Annotated in this window: 14 protein-coding genes; 6 read left to right on the forward strand and 8 right to left on the reverse strand. The window is 64.6% G+C overall.

Going from position 1 to position 16927, the window contains the following annotated elements:
* Positions 1 to 44 precede the first annotated feature (44 nt).
* The 4 genes from ACVW1B_RS05240 to ACVW1B_RS05255 all read left to right on the forward strand — a co-directional run bounded on the left by ACVW1B_RS05240 (position 45) and on the right by ACVW1B_RS05255 (position 4932).
* Positions 45 to 407, forward strand: coding sequence for a darcynin family protein (locus ACVW1B_RS05240; RefSeq protein WP_016846500.1), 363 nt, complete (start codon positions 45 to 47; stop codon positions 405 to 407).
* A 614-nt stretch (positions 408 to 1021) separates the two neighbouring features.
* On the forward strand, positions 1022 to 2764 hold the full coding sequence (locus tag ACVW1B_RS05245; RefSeq protein WP_050385128.1) for an ABC transporter permease: 1743 nt from the start codon (positions 1022 to 1024) through the stop codon (positions 2762 to 2764).
* Between the two features lie 23 nt (positions 2765 to 2787).
* Positions 2788 to 3813 (forward strand): ABC transporter substrate-binding protein, encoded by a 1026-nt coding sequence (locus tag ACVW1B_RS05250; protein ID WP_456781288.1) that lies wholly within the window; start codon positions 2788 to 2790, stop codon positions 3811 to 3813.
* Between the two features lie 15 nt (positions 3814 to 3828).
* Positions 3829 to 4932: an ABC transporter ATP-binding protein gene (locus ACVW1B_RS05255; RefSeq protein WP_456821294.1), complete on the forward strand. Its 1104-nt coding sequence runs from the start codon at positions 3829 to 3831 to the stop codon at positions 4930 to 4932.
* 209 nt (positions 4933 to 5141) lie between these two features.
* On the opposite strand, the gene ACVW1B_RS05260 is transcribed toward ACVW1B_RS05255, so the two are convergent.
* Positions 5142 to 5930 (reverse strand): IclR family transcriptional regulator, encoded by a 789-nt coding sequence (locus tag ACVW1B_RS05260; protein WP_225163568.1) that lies wholly within the window; start codon positions 5928 to 5930, stop codon positions 5142 to 5144.
* Positions 5931 to 6052: 122 nt separating this feature from the next.
* Between ACVW1B_RS05260 and ACVW1B_RS05265 the strand changes: the two genes are divergently transcribed.
* Positions 6053 to 7873, forward strand: a complete 1821-nt coding sequence (locus tag ACVW1B_RS05265) for a flavin-containing monooxygenase (protein WP_456821295.1) — start codon at positions 6053 to 6055, stop codon at positions 7871 to 7873.
* A 49-nt stretch (positions 7874 to 7922) separates the two neighbouring features.
* Positions 7923 to 9866: an alkyl/aryl-sulfatase gene (locus ACVW1B_RS05270; protein WP_456781286.1), complete on the forward strand. Its 1944-nt coding sequence runs from the start codon at positions 7923 to 7925 to the stop codon at positions 9864 to 9866.
* A gap of 136 nt (positions 9867 to 10002) precedes the next feature.
* On the opposite strand, the gene ACVW1B_RS05275 is transcribed toward ACVW1B_RS05270, so the two are convergent.
* The 7 genes from ACVW1B_RS05275 to ACVW1B_RS05305 form a co-directional block, all read right to left on the reverse strand.
* The gene (locus ACVW1B_RS05275; RefSeq protein ID WP_225164260.1) at positions 10003 to 10839 is read right to left on the reverse strand and encodes an IS5 family transposase; all 837 of its coding nucleotides are present in this window, start codon (positions 10837 to 10839) and stop codon (positions 10003 to 10005) included.
* A gap of 107 nt (positions 10840 to 10946) precedes the next feature.
* A complete protein-coding gene (locus tag ACVW1B_RS05280) occupies positions 10947 to 11651 on the reverse strand; it encodes an ABC transporter ATP-binding protein (protein ID WP_210189588.1) in 705 nt (234 codons plus the stop codon).
* A complete protein-coding gene (locus tag ACVW1B_RS05285) occupies positions 11644 to 12393 on the reverse strand; it encodes an ABC transporter ATP-binding protein (protein WP_456781285.1) in 750 nt (249 codons plus the stop codon). Before ACVW1B_RS05285 ends, ACVW1B_RS05280 begins: the two co-directional genes overlap by 8 nt.
* 10 nt (positions 12394 to 12403) lie before the next feature.
* Complete coding sequence (locus ACVW1B_RS05290; RefSeq protein ID WP_456821296.1) at positions 12404 to 13390, reverse strand: branched-chain amino acid ABC transporter permease; 987 nt, start codon at positions 13388 to 13390, stop codon at positions 12404 to 12406.
* Positions 13390 to 14259, reverse strand: coding sequence for a branched-chain amino acid ABC transporter permease (locus ACVW1B_RS05295; RefSeq protein WP_456781283.1), 870 nt, complete (start codon positions 14257 to 14259; stop codon positions 13390 to 13392). The genes ACVW1B_RS05290 and ACVW1B_RS05295 overlap by 1 nt, the downstream gene beginning before the upstream one ends.
* 16 nt (positions 14260 to 14275) lie before the next feature.
* On the reverse strand, positions 14276 to 15529 hold the full coding sequence (locus ACVW1B_RS05300; RefSeq protein ID WP_168857900.1) for an ABC transporter substrate-binding protein: 1254 nt from the start codon (positions 15527 to 15529) through the stop codon (positions 14276 to 14278).
* 303 nt (positions 15530 to 15832) lie between these two features.
* The gene (locus ACVW1B_RS05305) at positions 15833 to 16900 is read right to left on the reverse strand and encodes a glycosyltransferase family 4 protein (protein ID WP_092082663.1); all 1068 of its coding nucleotides are present in this window, start codon (positions 16898 to 16900) and stop codon (positions 15833 to 15835) included.
* Positions 16901 to 16927 lie beyond the last annotated feature (27 nt).

The raw sequence follows: 16927 nt of genomic DNA on the forward strand, positions 1-16927 counted from the left end.
ATGAGCAATTACTCACATTATGGCCGTGAAAGGAGAACCGATCAATGGTGACACTGCAAACGACCTCGTCTCCCGTGCTTCCCGAGCACGAGGACGATCCGCACAGGTTTCATATCTTCGTCATGGTCAAGACCACGCGGCACTGGCTCGATCTGAAGACCGAGCAGCGCCTCGCCTTCCTGCACGAGGAGGTCATTCCCTTGCTCCGGCGCCGTCCGGAGCTGAAGGTGCGCTGGTTCGAGCCGGAGGCCTTCTCGACCAGGGCGACCGACGTCATGATCTGCGAGACCGATGACCTCTCGGCCTGGGCGTGGTTCTGCGACCATCTGCGCGAGACGAGGTTCTGGGACCACTATTTCGAAGTGCTCGACATCATGCCGGCACTCGAAGGCAATTACCTTGCCTAGAACGCCGACGCCGGCCCGGATCGTTCCGGGCCGGCGTCCCGGCAGCCTGTGGCGACGCAACTGCGTCCCCATCTGTCATCGCCCGGCTCGCCGCCTCCGCTAAAGCTTCGGCGCGCCATGGATGCATGGCCTCGTCGAAGCCTTGGCGAAAACGGGACCGGGCGATCCAGTACGCCGCGGCCCATCGGCTCAAGCACTGGCGTCTCTGGAATACTGGATCACCCGCTTTCGCTTTCGCGGGTGATGACACGGAGTGGCTGTTTTGACATCTCGAATTGCGCCCTACCCGCATCGTCGTCCCGGCGCAGGCCGGGACCCATAACCACCGATGCTGCTTATCGGGCGTGTTGGAACGCCGAGTCCCGTTCAAGACATCCGCCGCGGAGTATGGGTCCCGGCCTGCGCCGGGACGACGGCGGTGGATGCAGCGTGCGAACGCGATCAATCGATTTCGTGTTCCCATGGTGCGTCACAGAAACGCGCCGAAGCGACTTTCGGATAGCTTGCGTCACAGTCGCGATCGACTACCTTGGTATACAAGCAGGCCCGGCGTCAGATCGGGCCGCAAGAGGGAACGCGCATTGCACGGACAGGCCGACCGGCGCAGCGAAGCCATGCGAAGCGCCAGCGAGGGAACTCGCCGCCGCGCGTTCACCGGCCTCTGGGTCGCGGCATTGTTGGCGATCCTGACCTTCCTGGTCATCTATCCCGTCTTCATGCTGCTGCTCGGCGCGCTCACCGACACCAATCCGGTGGTCGACGGCATCCGTCTCAGCCTGAGCCATTTGTCGATCGCCAATTTCCTCGCCGTGCTGGCCAATCCGAACGTCGCCGAAGCGCTGCTCAACACGCTGATTGCCTGCGGCGGCGGCACGGTGATCGCGGTCGCGATCGGGCTCCTGTTCTCCTGGATCGTGGTGCGCACCAACACGCCGTTCAAGGGCTTCATCGCCGCGGCGAGCATCCTGCCGCTGTTCGCGCCGCCGCTGGTCGCGGGGGTGGCCTGGGCCATTCTCGGTTCGCCGAAGACCGGCTTGATCAACACGATGTTCAAGTGGATGGGCTCCGACCTGCGCGTCGATCTCTATTCGATGTGGGGCCTGGTGTTCGTGTTCGGCATCTACTACGCGCCCTATGTCTACATGTTCACCTCGTCGGCGCTGCGCAACATGGACCCGAGCCTGGAGGAGGCCGCGGAAATCTCCGGCGCGAGCCCGGTCGCGACCCTGTTCACGGTGACGTTCCCGCTGATCATGCCGGCGATCGTCTCGGGCATGCTGCTGTCGTTCATCGTGATGCTCGGCATCTACGGCATCCCCGCCGTGCTCGGCGCGCCGACCAACCTGAACGTGCTCACCACTTACATCTTCAAGCTCACCAACTGGTCGCCGCCGCTCTACAACACCGCGGCTGCGGTCGCGATCATCCTGATGGTGGTCACGGGGCTCCTGGTCTATCTGCAGCAGAAATTGCTGAGCGGACGCAGCTATACCACCGTCGCGGGCAAGGCGTTCCGGCCGCGCAGCCTCGATCTCGGCCCATGGCGCTGGCTCACCTTCGCGATCGGGATCGTCTACCTCCTCATCGTCGTGGTGCTGCCGTCGCTGGCGCTGATCGTCGCGGCGTTCCGCAAGTTCATGTTCATCCGCGACGTCGCGAGCCTGTTCGACATGCGGCAATATTCGCTGACGCATTTCGAGAGCATCTTCGACAATCCGTTGACGATGCGCTCGATCTATAATGCGGTCGAGGTCGGCGTCATCACGGCCGTTGTCGGCGGCGCGCTCGCCTTTGCGATCGGCTACACCATCCATCGCACCCGCGTCAGCGGACGCGGCGCCATCGACCTGATCTCGACCCTGCCGGTCGCGATCCCCGGGCTGGTGGTCGGCGTCGCCTATCTCTGGGCCTGGATCGGCGTGCCGGGCGGGCTCTACGGCACGATCTGGATTCTCGCGCTGGCCTTCATTGCGCGCTTCATGCCGGACACCGTGAAGGCGCTGTCGACCTCGTTCCTGCAGATCCACCGCGAGCTCGAGGAGGCGGCCTGGGTCTGCGGCAAGGGCATGCTCGGCACCATCAGGACGATCGTGTTGCCGCTGGCGCGGCCGGGCGTGCTGGCGTCGATGACGCTGCTGTTCGTGCTGGCGATCCGCGAGCTCGGCTCGTCGCTGTTCCTCTACACCAGCAACACCATGGTGATGTCGGTGCTGCTGCTCGACTACTATGAGGGCGGCAATATCGGCAAGACCGCGGCCTTCAGCCTGGTGCAGACCGTGCTGCTCGGTGTTCTGATCGGCGGCGCAAACTGGCTGTCGCGCGGATCGGCGCAGGGCAACGTGGCGCGGACCGGATAACAACGAATAAGGGGAGGATTGCGATGGATAGACGAACCTTCACCACACTGGCCTTGGCAAGCGTGGCGACGCTTGCATTGGCGCCTGCGGCACAGGCGCAGGAGTTCGGCTCGGCGGAGTTGATCGCGGCGGCCAAGTCCGAAGGCAAGCTCGTCTACTACACCGCGAACTTCGCCGAGATCGAGCAGCAGGTCATCAAGGCCTTCAATAAGCGCTTTCCCGAGATCAAGGTCGAGATGGTCCGGGCGCCCGGCGGCCAGCTGATCACCCGCGTGAAGACTGAGGCCGCGGCCGGCAAGCTGATCGCCGACGTCGTCGACCATTCCGACCGCGCGCTGATGCAGCCGCTGGAAGACCTGTTCCAGGATTACGCGCCGCCGAACGCGGCCGATTACGATCCGCACGCGCTGATCTCGCCGAAATACTGGCCGCGCGCGACGATCGCCTGGTCGATCGCCTACAACACCGAGCTGGTGAAGGACCCGCCGAAATCCTGGATGGACCTGACCAAGCCGCAGTATGACAAATTGATCGGGCAGGTGTTCGCGCAGTCCGGCGGCACCACCTGGACGCGGATCATGTTCGAGCGCCAGGTGCTCGGCGAAGACTATTGGGCCAAGCAGGCGGCGACCCATCCGGTGCTGTATCCCTCCGGCGCGCCGACGGCCGATGCGCTGGTGCGCGGCGAGATCGCGATCGCGCCGCTGCTCTACAACGTGATCTACCAAAAGAAGAAGGATGGCGCGCCGATCGAGATCTTCTTTCCGCCTGAAGGTGCTCCGGTCAATCCCTACGCGACCGGCATTCCGAAGACGGCGGCTCATCCCAATGCAGCAAAGCTGTTCCTGAACTGGTGTCTGTCCAACGAAGGACAGACCTTCATGATCAAGGAGCTCGGCAATCTCACATCCCTGAAGGCGCCGCCGGCATATCCGGAGGGGTTCGATCCAAAGGTGGTCAAGCTCTGGTATCCGAAGTTCGACGAGTATGTGAAGCTGCATGCGGCGTGGGTCGCGGACTGGGACAAGACGTTTGGCTACCGGCAATAGGCTGATGGTGCAGCGATGACGGCGACGCTCGAAGTCACCGATCTCAGGAAGCAGTTCTCGATCGGCCGCCCGGCCATCGACGGCGTCAGCTTTGGCGTGCCGGCCGGCGAGATTGTGGTGCTGCTGGGGCCGTCCGGCTGCGGCAAGACCACGACGCTGCGCTGCGTCGCCGGGCTCGAGCATCCGACCGGCGGCGAGATCAGCATTTCCGGGCGGGTGGTCTCCTCGCCGGCAAGCGGCATCCTCGTGCCGCCGCGTTCGCGCGATCTCGGCATGGTGTTCCAGTCCTATGCGGTGTGGCCTCATATGACGGTGCGGCAGAACGTGATCTATCCGCTGAAGCACCGCAAGATCGGGCGCACCGATGCTGCTCGCATGGTCGAGGAGGCGCTGGCGCTGGTCGGACTGTCCGACTATGCCGACCGGCCGGTGGTGGCGCTGTCGGGCGGCCAGATGCAGCGCGTCGCGCTGGCGCGCAGCATGGTGTACCGGCCGCAACTGTTGCTGCTCGACGAGCCGCTGTCGAACCTCGATGCCAAATTGCGCCTGCGGCTGCGCGACGACCTTCGTGTCATCCTCAAGCAGACCGGGATGACCGCGCTCTACGTCACCCATGACCAGGCCGAGGCGGTCGTGCTCGGCGACCGGATCGGCGTGATGCGCGACGGCAAGCTGTTGCAGATGGACACGCCCGACGTGATCTACAACCGTCCGGCCGATCTGTTCGTCGCCAATTTCACCGGCGCCACCAACGAACTCGCGGGCACGCTCGTCACATGCGATGGCCGCTATGGGGTGGTCGATTTCGGTGACGGCCGGCGAGGCGAGGTCGCGCTGTGCCAGACGCTCAAGCCCGACGAGAAAGTGCGGATCGCGCTGCGGCCCGAGAACATCGCGATCGGCCGGCCCGACGGCGCCAACACGTTCTCGGCAAAGGTGCTCGACCGCAGATATCAGGGCACCCAGACCGCCTACGGCATCGAGCTGTTCGGCAAGCGGCTGGAAGCGATCGAGCTCGGCACCGCCGCGCGCCATCAGGTCGGCGTCGAGGCACAGGTCGCGTTGCCGCGCGAATGCCTGTGGGCCTATCGCGACAGCGGGCCGGCATCGCATGAGTAGAGCGTGGTATTGTCGCGTCGAGTGGCGAAGGGGCTGGGCTCCCTCGCCCCGCTCTTCGCGGGGCGAGGGTGGGGTGAGGGGCTGCTTCCGCGAATACAGTGATAGTTGCGTTTGCGGAGGCTCCCCCTCACCCGGAACCCATCTAACGATGCGTTCCGACCTCTCCCCGCACGCGGGGCGAGGTGAAGCGGCGGCCGCCGGTTCTCGGGCTAGCCTTCCTCCACCAGAGCGCGGATGCTGCGGGCGAGTCCGAGGATGCGCGGGCCGCATTCGCGCTCGATCTGCTCGGCGCTGAAGCGGAAGGAGGGGACGCCGCAATTGACCGACAGGCATTCGCCGGTCGGCGTGCGATAGAGCGGGGCGGCGACGCCGAAGATCTCGCGCCGCCATTCGCCGAGCGAGACGGCAAAGCCGCGCTCGCGGCACAATTCGATGTCGGGCAACGTGCGCTTCTGCACGTAGTCGAACTCGTCGGGGCGCTCGGCCTTGACGCGCGCGACATAGGCGCCGAGCTCTTGCTCGGTGAACAGCGACAGCAGGGCGCGCCCCACCGCGGTCGGCGCCAGCGTGCTGACAAAGCCGACGTCGGGCACGTGCGGCGCCGTATCCGTCGTGCGCAACGTCTCGACATAGATGAAGTCGATGCCGAACGGCATCGCGATCGACACCGTGCCGCCGGCATAGGTCGCGAAGTCGCGCATCAGCGGACGTGCCAGTTGACGCACCTTCAGCGCGGACAACACAGGATAGGCGGCGGCGAGCGCGCCCAGTCCGAGCACGAAGCGGCCCTTGGTGTCGCGCCTGAGATAGCCGAGCTGCTCGAGCGTGTAGGTCAGCCGCGACACCGTCGGCCGCGACAGCCCGGTATGCAACGCGAGTTCGGCGTTCGACAGCGAGCCGGGATGACGGCGAAACGCCGCCAGCACGTCGAGCCCATGCGCCAGGGTGGTTGCAAAGGACGGATCCGCCTGAACCTCGGCAGGGGAAGATGCTGTCATACGGAATATTGGTCTCAGATGGTCGGATTTGTCAATATATCGGAATGAATTTGCAAATCGTATCGATATCGGTTTATCTGCCGGGAATAAGGATAAGGACCGCTGGAGCGAGGCGCCCTCCGATGACGATGACCGAGCAAGTCCGAGACGCAAAGCGCGCCGCGATCGACAAGGCGCGGCTGCGCCTGAAGTATCAGGAGGAGCGCAACAAGCGGCTGCGTCCCGACGGCAATGACCAATATCTCCAGATCAGGGGCCAGCTCGCGCATTATCTCGACGATCCCTACACGCCGGTCGTTGAGCGCGCGCCGAAGACCGATCACGTCACCTTCGCCTTTATCGGCGGCGGCTTCGCCGGGCTCGCCACCGCGGCGCGGCTGACCGAGGCCGGCATCAAGGACGTCCGCATTGTCGAGAAGGGCGGCGATTTCGGCGGCACCTGGTACTGGAACCGGTATCCCGGCGCGCAATGCGACACGGCGTCGATGGTCTACATGCCGCTGCTCGAAGAGACCGGCCACATGCCGTCCGAGAAATACGCGCATGCGCCGGAGATCCTCGCGCACTGCCAGCGGATCGGCCGGCAATTCAATCTCTACGACAACGCGCTGTTCCACACCGAGGTGACGAGCCTCGATTGGGACGCCGCGCAATCGCGCTGGATCATCCGCACCACGCGGGGCGACGCGTTCACCGCGCAATATGTCGGCATCGGCACCGGCCCGCTGCACGTGCCGAAGCTGCCCGGCATTCCCGGCATCGAGCGCTTCAAGGGCCACTCGTTCCACACCAGCCGCTGGGATTACGACTACACCGGCGGTAACCCTGCGGGCGCGCTGATGGAGAGGCTTGCCGACAAGCGCGTCGGCATCATCGGCACCGGCGCGACCTCGGTGCAAAGCATTCCCCACCTCGCGCGCGCCTGCAAGGAGCTCTACGTATTCCAGCGCACGCCATCGTCGGTCGACGTGCGCGGCAATGGGCCGATCGATCCCGACTGGTTTGCCGAGATCGCGACGCCGGGCTGGCAACAGCGCTGGCTGGAGAATTTCACCGCCAACCAGGCCGGCGGATCGGCCGAGGAAGATCTGGTGCAGGACGGCTGGACCGACCTGTCGAAGCGGATCCGCGCCAAGATCATGCTGCTGCCGCGCGAGCAGCGAAGCGTGGAGAACATGCGGGCCGCATTCGAGGATTCCGACTTCGAGAAGATGGAGGAAATCCGCAACCGGGTCGACTCCATCGTCCGCGATGCCCACACTGCCAGGAATCTCAAGGCCTGGTACGGCCAGCTCTGCAAGCGGCCATGCTTCCACGACGCCTATCTGCAGGCGTTCAATACGCCGGGCACCCATTTGGTCGATACCGACGGCAAGGGCGTCGAGGAGATCACCGAGAACGGGATCGTCGTTGCGGGCAAGGAATACGCGCTCGACTGCATCATCTATGCGTCCGGCTTTGAGGTCGGTACCGAGTACAAGCGGCGCGCGGGCTTCGATCTGACCGGCCGCGACGGCGTCAAGCTGTCGGAGCACTGGGCCGAGGGCATGCGTACCAAGCACGGCATCCACGTGCACGGCTTCCCCAACGTGTTCTTCGTGCAGCCGACCCAGGGCGCCAATCTGATCTCCAACGTGCCGCACAACCTGACGGAAGCGGCGCGGACCATCGCGCTGATGGTCGGCCACGCGCAGGACAACGGCTTCAAGGAAATCGAGGTCAGCAAGGAAGCCGAGGATCGCTGGGTCGAACTGCTGCTGACTGGCGTCGGGCGGATGATCGGCGGGCCGGATTGCACGCCCGGTTACTACAACAATGAGGGGCGCGAGCCGGGTCCCGCTGCCAAGCTCAATGTCGGCCATCCGTCGGGCGCGCTGGCCTACTTCAAATATATCGACGGCTGGCGCCGCAGCGGCCAGTTCGAGGGCGTGCAATTCCGCTGAGGGGAGCGCGATCGAAACTGATGTTCGCCAAACGAGGAGTGCTTAAGTAATGACCCAGCCAACCGCAGGTGAAGCGTCGCATGAAGGTCCGAAGGCAGCATCCGCGCCGGTCATCGCGCAGCACGCGGCGACGCTGAAGGCGCTGCCGTTTGCCGACACCAGGGATTTCGACGACGCCGCGCGGGGCTTTCTCGGCACCATCGAGAACGCACGCGTCACCTCGGCCCAGGGCAGGGTGGTCTGGAGTCTCGAGCCTTACGGATTCCTGTCAGAGGAGAAAGCGCCCGCGACCGTCGATCCGAGCCTGTGGCGGCAGTCGCGGCTCAACATGCATCACGGCCTGTTCGAGGTGGTGCCGGGTGTCTACCAGGTGCGCGGCCTCGACATCGCCAACATGACGCTCATCGAGGGTGACACGGGCGTCATCGTGGTCGACACGCTGACCTCGATCGAGGGCGCGCGCGCCGCGATGGAATTGTACTTCCGGCACCGCGGCAAGCGGCCGGTCGCCGCCGTCATCTTCACCCACACCCACACCGACCATTGGGGCGGCGCGCGCGGCGTGCTCGACGACGCCATGCTGGCGGCGGGCGTGCCGATCATCGCGCCGAACTTCTTCATGGAGCACGCGGTCTCCGAGAACATCATCGCGGGGCCGGCGATGCTGCGCCGTGCGCAATACCAGTTCGGGCCGTTCCTCGCCAAGGGCGTGCGCGGCCATGTCGACTGCGGCCTCGGCAAGACCATGGCGGCGGGCGGTGTGGCGCTGCTGCGGCCGACCGATCTGATCATCGCCACCGGCGACAAGCGCGTGATCGACGGCGTCGAGTTCGAATTCCAGATGGCGCCGAACAGCGAGGCGCCGGCGGAGATGCATGTCTTCATCCCGCGCTACAAGCTCCTGAATCTTGCGGAGAATTGCACGCACAATTTCCACAATCTGCTGCCGTTCCGCGGCGCGGATGTGCGCGATGCGCTGGCCTGGTCGAAATATCTCGGCGAGGCGCTGCAGATGTGGGGCGGCAAGGCGGAAGCGATGTGCGGCCAGCACCACTGGCCGGTGTGGGGGCGGGAGCGGATCGACACCATGATCCGCGAGCAGCGCGACCTCTACAAATACGCCCATGACCAGACCATCCGTCTGATGAACCATGGGCTCAATGCAGCCGAGATCGCCGAGACGATCCGCCTGCCGCAGAGCCTGGAGGGCGCCTGGCACGGCCGCGGCTATTACGGCCACATCAGGCACAATGTGAAGGCGATCTACCAGAAATATCTCGGCTGGTACGACGCCAATCCGGTCAACCTCGATCCGCTGCCGCCGGTCGAGGCCGGCAGGAAATATGTCGAGTATATGGGCGGCGCCGACGCGATCCTGAAACGCGCCGCGGCCGATTTTGCCAAGGGCGAATTCCGCTTCGTGGCGCAGGCCGTCAGCCATCTCGTGTTCGCCGAGCCTGATAATCAGGCCGCGCGTTCGCTCCTCGCCGACACGTTCGAGCAGCTCGGCTATGCCGCGGAAAGCTCGACCTGGCGCAACGCCTATCTGTTCGGCGCGCAGGAACTGCGGCAGGGCATGCCGAAGACGCCGCCGCGCTCGCCGATGCCGCGCGAGACGCTGGCCGCGCTGCGCACCGAGCAGCTTTGGGACGTGCTCGGCATCCGCCTCAACGGCCCCAAGGCCGAGGGCAAGCGCATCGTGCTGAACTGGAGCTTCACCGATACCGGCGAGACCTTCGTGCTCAATCTCGAGAATTCAGCCCTGACCTACGTTGGGGATGCGCAGGCGGCCGATGCGCATGCGAGCTTCACGCTGGCGCGCAGCGTGCTCGACGAGGTCATCGCCAAGCTGACCACGTTCCTGGACGCCGTCGATGCCGGCAGGATCAAGGCATCAGGCGAGCCGCAGCGGCTCGATGAATTGATGGCGCTGATGGACGAATTCCCGCGGATGTTCGAGATTGTCGAGCCGAAGCGGACGGCGGTGACGTAGAGCCACGCACGCGGAATTTACAAACCGTCACCCTGAGGAGCGCGGAACGCGCGTCTCGAAGGGGCGACGGCCCGGCTGGTGGCCGATTCATCCTTCGAGACGCCGCTACGCGGCTCCTCAGAGTCTGACTCATAAATCACCCAACCTTAGCTGCAGCCGCGAGTCTGCGGGTCAGGAGCCTGATGTGTGCAATCAGCAGCCAGGCAGCTTCGGTTGCCACCGTCGCCTCGAAGTCCTTGGCGAGGCGGCGGCATCTGCCGAACCAAGCGAATGTGCGTTCAACCACCCACCGCCTCGGCAGAAGCTGGAAGCCTTTGACGCCTTGAGGCCGCTCGACGATCTCGACAGTCCATGGACCGCAGTCTGAGAGCGCGTCGAGGAGTTGATTTCCGCGGTAGATCCGGTCGGCAAAGACGTGGCGCAGCCGGGGGAAGTTCATCCGCACGTTCTTCAGCAGCGGTACGGCGCCATGGCAGTCCTGAACGTTGGCCGGATGAACATGAACCCCGAGGAGGAGGCCATTGGTATCCGTCACGATATGCCGCTTGCGGCCGTAGATGCGCTTGCCTGCATCGTAGCCGCGCGGTCCGCCAGCTTGCGTGGTCGGCGCACTTTGACTGTCGATCACGGCTGCCGTCGGCTTCGGTGTCCGTCCAAGCTTTTTTCGCGCCCGTCGGACAAGCACGCTGACAATCCTCTGCCACCGGCCTGTATCCCGCCATCTATAAAAATAGCCCTGCACCGTCGAATAGGGCGGGAACTCCTGCGGCAACGCCCGCCACTGGCAGCCGGTCGAAACGATATAGAGGATCGCTTCGATCACACGACGCAGCTCCGTCTTACGCGGCCGGCCGCGCCGGTTCGCTCGCGGCAACAGGCGTCTGATCAGCGCCCACTCCGCATCGGTCATATCGCTTGCATAACGCAGATCGTCCCGCCGATATTGCTCCCGAGTGATCTTGGTCCAGGGCATCGTGCTCTCCCTCGAATCTTTGCAAATCCGATGGAATCACACCCCACTGAGATCACTCACCCATTTTTCAGTCAGGCTCTCAGGATGACGGGTTGGCAGACGATGCCTCAAATCCCGAGATACGCCGCCTGCACCTGCTTGTTGCCCGCGAGCTCGGCGCTGGTGCCCTGCATGATCACGTTGCCGCTTTCCAGCACATAGGCGCGCTGCACCAGTGACAGCGCGCGGCTGACATTCTGCTCGACCAAGAGGATCGCGGTGCCCATCTTGTGGATATCGCCGATCTTCTCGAAGGTCACGTCGGTCATGACAGGCGCGAGGCCGAGCGAGGGCTCGTCCAGCATTAGCAGGCGGGGCTTCAGCATCAGCCCGCGGCCGACCGCGACCATCTGCTGCTCGCCGCCGCTCATGGTGCCGGCGAGCTGTTTCCTGCGGTCGGCGAGCCGCGGGAAGATGCTGTAGACGAGCTCCATCGTGCGCGCGCGATCCGCCTTGGCCTTCGGCGTGTAGGCGCCGATCTCGAGATTCTCCTGCACCGTCATTTCCGGGAACACCTGGCGGCCTTCCGGGACATGCGCGATGCCGAGCTCGGGAATCCGGTAGGGTGGCAGCGTGGCGAGATCGACGCCGTCGAACGTGACCTTGCCACCGAACAGCTTGACGAGGCCGGAGACGGCGCGCAGCGTCGTGCTCTTGCCGGCGCCGTTGGCGCCTAACAGGCCGACGGCTTCGCCTTCGCCAATGGAGATGCTGACATCGGTGATCGCAGGGACCGAGCCGTAGCTGGCGCTGACCCGGGAGAGCTCAAGCATGGGCGTCTCCCTGCGCCGGCGGATGCACATAGGAGCCGAGATAGGCGCGGATCACTTCCGGATTCTCCACGATCTCCTTCGGCGCGCCCTCGGCGATCTTCTGGCCGTGGTCGAGCACCACGATGTGGCGAGCCACCGCCATGATCGCGCGCATCACATGCTCGACGATCACGATGGTCAGGCCGCTGGCGGAGAGCTTCTTCACCAGCGCCACCGCCTGGTCGATCTCGGCCGGGTTGAGTCCGGCCATCACCTCGTCGAGCAGCAGGATCTTTGGCCGCGTTGCCAGCGCGCGGGCCATTTCCAGCCGGCGCTGGTCGATGGTGGTGAGGTCCTTGGCCGGGGTCTGCTCTTTGGCGGAGAGGCCGACGAACTCGATCGCCTCGAGCGCCTTGTTGCGCGCGGCCGCAATATGCCGGTCGCGCAGGAACGCGCCGGTCATCACATTGGCGAGCACGGTCATCGCGCCGAACGGCTTTGCCACCTGGAAGGTGCGGGCAAGGCCCAGCGCGCAGACATCATGCGGCTTGAGCCCCACGATCTCGTGACCGAAGGCGAGCACCGAGCCGGAATCCGGCCGATGAAATCCCGTGATCAAATGAAAGCTCGTGGTCTTGCCGGCGCCGTTCGGCCCGATCAGCGCGACCGTCTCGTTCTCCTGCACCGTGAAGCTGACGTCCTGCACGGCGCGCAGGCCGCCAAAGCGCTTGCTGAGACCCTTGATGACGAGTGCTTCTGCCATCGCGACGACCTCAGGCGCGCGCCGGCTTGCGCCGGGCGGTGCGGTGATAGATGTCGGTCGCGAACCCGATCAGTCCGGTCGGCCGCCACAGGATGACAGCCATCAGGATCAGGCTGTAGACCGTGAGCTGGATGCCGCCGACCGAGCTGCCGAGCCAGCTTTGCAGCAGCGCCGACGTGGTCTCCAGCAGCACGGTGCCGATCACCGGTCCCCACAGCGTGCCGATGCCGCCGACGATCGTCACCAGCGCCGCCTCGATCGAGACGCTGAAGCTGAACGCGGTCGCGGGATCGATGAAGTAGATGTATTGCGTGTAGAAGGTGCCGGCGAGCGCGGTCAGGAACGCGCTGATCATGTAGATGTCGCGCTTGACCTTCGGCGCGTTGACACCGACCGCCTCGGCGGCGTCCTCATCCTCGCCGATCGCGACGAGATAGTAGCCGATCCAGGATTTCTCGATTCTGTGGGTGATCCACAGCCCGACCACGAGCAGGCCGAGCACGACGTAATAGTACGACGACTTTTCCTCGAACTGCATCATCAACGGCGCACTGCCGAGGTTCGGGATCGTGGTGCCTTCGGCGCCCCAGGCGAAGTCGCGGAACTTGAGGAAGATCAGCATCAGCACCTGGGCGGTCGCGATGGTGGCGATGGTGAAATAGGGGCCGCGCAGGCGGAAGCAGAGCCAGCCGATCGGCAGGCTTGCGAGCATCGCGACCACGCCGCCCGCGATCATCCCGATCCAGGGCGAGATGCCGTAGTTCACCTGCATGATGGTGGAGGTGTAGGCGCCGAGCCCGAAATAGGCGGCGTGGCCGAGCGACAGCTGCTTGGCGTAGCCGCCCATCAGGTTCCAGGCGACGCCGATGAAGGAGAACAGCAGGATGCGGATGAAGATGTCGATCGCGAACGATGAGGTGACGAGCTGGGGCAAGGCGAGCATGACGACCGCCCCGATCGCGAGCCACAGCCATTTGAAGTTGCTGGACGTCTGCATCACCGGCCCCTCCTGGCGCCGAGCCCGCTCGGCCTGAACGCGAGCGTCAGCAGCAGCAGCGCGAACACCACGATCAAGCCGGAATCGGCGCCGACGAACTGGATGCCGAGCGATTCCGCGACGCCCATCATCAGGCTTGCGATCAGCGCGCCCATCACATTGCCGAGCGTGCCCATCACGACCGCGACGAACGCCATCAGCACGAACACCTGGCCGACGAATGGATAGGCTGAATAGAACGGCATCAGCAGCGAGCCGGCGGCGCCCGCGAGCGCCAGCGCGGTGCCGAACGCGACCGCGAACACGCGGTTCGGATTGATCCCCATCAGCATCGCGACGTCGCGGTTCTGCGATGCGGCGCGCATCGCGCGGCCGAGATCGGTGGTGTGCAGGAATACCCACAGCAGCCCGCTCAGCGCCATCGCGACCGCGAAGGCGATCAGTTTCGCCACCGGGATGTACAGCCCGCCGATATGCCACGCCGCATCCGAATAGGACGTGTGGACTGTGCGGTAATTGGCGCTGAACAACATCAGCGAGAGATTGAGCAGCAACAGCGACAGCGCGAAGGTCAGGAAGATCTGCGGCATGTCGTTCGGCCCCAGCACCCTGCGGATCAGGAAATGCTGGATCAGGACGCCGGCGACGAACAGCACCGGCATCGAGACCACGAGCGAGACCAGCGGATCGATGCCGAACTGGGTGGCGAGGAAGAACGAGATATACATCCCGATCATCACGAACTCGCCCTGGGCGAAGTTGACGATCTTGACCACGCCGAAGATCAGCGTGACGCCGATGCTGACAAGCGCGTAGATGCCGCCGATGAGCAGGCCGTTGATCACGGCCTGGGCCAGTGTCTCCCACATGCGATGCGACCGCGGCTCAGGTCTTCATCAGCGGGGCGCGGGCGTCTTCCTTCGGGAAGACGCTGACGAGATCGGTGTTTTGCCACTGCACGCCGACCGGGCGGCCGTAGACGTTCTTGCCGTCCGGCCCGAACTTCACCTTGCCGCCCGGCGCCATCGCAGCAAAGCCCGAGGAGACATCGAGCGTCGAAAGCGCCTCGCGTACCTTCTTGGGATCAGCGGAGGCGGCGCGCTCCAGCGCGTCGGCCAGCATGAAGGTCTGCGCGACCAGGCCGCCGGCATATTCGAACGCGAACTCGCCGGTGCGCTTCTTGAATTCGACATTCACCTTCTGCGCGTCGTCGCTGACGTCGTGGTTCCAGTGCGCAACGCCCTGCAGCCCCTCGGCGGCATTGCCGACATTCTTGTAGAAGTCCGGCATCACGAAGCCGCCGGAGCCGCCGTTGATCGCGATGTTGAGCCCGACCTGCTTTACGGTGCGCACGATCAGGATGAGGTCGTTGAGATAGGACAGCGAGAACAGCGTGTTGGCGCCGGAGGCCTTGACCTTGTTGATCAGCGGGCTCGCGTCGGTGAAGCCAGCCGAATAGGGCTCGAACATCACGATCTCGACGCCTTCGCCCGGCGCCAGCTCCTTCAGCCCGTTCGAGGTCGAGGTGCCGAACGCGGTGTTCTCGAAGATTACGGCGACCTTGGCCTGCTCGCTGACCAGCTTGGCCATCTGCAGCTGCGCCTTGGCAAACTGCGAGGCGCGCGCGAACGGCGTGAAGGTGTAGGTGCGTCCCTTGTTGAGCTGGTCGGAGCTCGATCCGGTGATGATCGGGACCTTCGCCCGTTCGCAGACTTCGCTCGCGATCAAGGTCAGCGCGCTGGCATAGCAGCCGTGGATCGCCGACAGCTTGTTGCCCGTGATCAGGCGGTCGGTCTCGGTGCGCGTCACCGTGGTGTCGCTCTGCACGTCCGAGACGATGAGGTTGAGCTTGGCGCCGCCGAGCGACTTGATGCCGCCGGCCTCGTTGACCATGTCGACCGCGAGCTTGGCCGCAGCCACGCAGCCGACGCCAATCTGCGCCATGCTGCCGGTGGTCGGATAGAGTGCGCCGATGTTGATCGGGTCGGCCGCCCAGCCGCGCAGCGGAACGGCGCCGAACGCGCCTGCCGCCAGCACGCCGCCGGTCTTGGCGAGGAATTTGCGGCGGTTCAGCTTGTTTTGTGAGGCTCTGGTCGGTGCGGCATTATTAATGGCCGACGGCTTGCGGTCCCCTGTCATGGCGTTCCCCCCTGCGCGATCACGGCACGGTTGCTCCGTCCGCTCGCTTATTATTTTTTGCTCAAGCGCGGCGCATAAGAGCACGTAATTCGGCATTCGCAAAGGCGATATCAGCCGAACTCATGGGGAAACCTGTCATCGCTGGTGCGTCGCAGCAATCGCGCGACGCGCGCATGCGGAGTGTTTTGCTGCGTGAGAGTTGCCGCCGCGCACGACGGTATTATTGACAATCGAACGACCCGACGAACCGGCACGGATGGTGCCGGCCGGCCCGCCGGATCATTCGATCGGCTGCTGCAACTGCTACTCCGCGCTGGCCACCAGTTTGAAGCGCGGCTCGGCTTCCATCAGGCCGCGGAAGGCGGCGAGATAGTCGAGCGCCATGCGCCGCGCGGTGAAGCGGGTCTCGAACTGCTTGCGGATCGCGTCGCGATTGAGCGTTCCTAGGCGGCCGACGGAGGAGATCGCACTGATCTCGTCCTCGACGATGAAGCCGGTCAGGCCATCCTCGATGATCTCCGGCACCGAGCCGCGGTTATAGGCGATGACGGGCGTGCCGCAGGCCATCGCTTCGATCATCACGAGGCCGAACGGCTCCGGCCAGTCGATCGGAACCAGGAGCCCGATCGCGCCGCTGAGAAAATCCGGCTTCTCGCGGTCGCTGATTTCGCCGATGAACTCGACCAACGGGTTGCTGGTGATCAGCGGCTTGATCAACTCATCGTAATATTCCTGGTCGGCACGATCGACCTTGGCCGCGATCTTCAGCGGAATGCCGCAGCGGGTTGCGATCTTGATCGCGCGATCGACGCCTTTCTCCGGCGCGATGCGCCCGAGTACCGCGAGATAAGACGGCTTCGCCGGTTGCGGCGTCAGCAGATTCTCCGGCAGGCCGTGATGGATGGTGCGCACCCAATGCGCCTGCGGCACCGGCCGCCGCTGCGCGTTGGAGATCGAGATCACCGGAATCTTCGGGAAGGTGTTGAAGACCGGCTGATGCTCCGGCAGGTCGAGCCGTCCGTGCAATGTGGTGACGAACGGCGTCGGCTGCCGCGCGAACAGCGACCACGGATAATAGTCGAGATGGCAGTGCAGGAAGTCGAACTCCTCGTCGTCGGCCTTCTGCCGCACGCGTTCCAGCATCACCATGTGGAGCGCATTGGGATCGCGGACCGAGCCGTCGAGCCGCAGTGCCTTCGGCCAGGTCGCATCGAGCTTCGCGGAGGTTTGAGAATCGCCACTGGCGAACAACGTCACGTCATGTCCAAGTGTTACAAGTTCTTCGGTCAGCCAGTGCACGACCCGTTCGGTGCCGCCGTAGAGCTTGGGGGGAACAGCCTCCGTCAGCGGGGCAACCTGCGCGATGCGCATCTCTCCGTCTCCTGTTTGTAATGTGGA

The sequence above is a fragment of the Bradyrhizobium sp. USDA 4502 genome, from assembly GCF_054063355.1.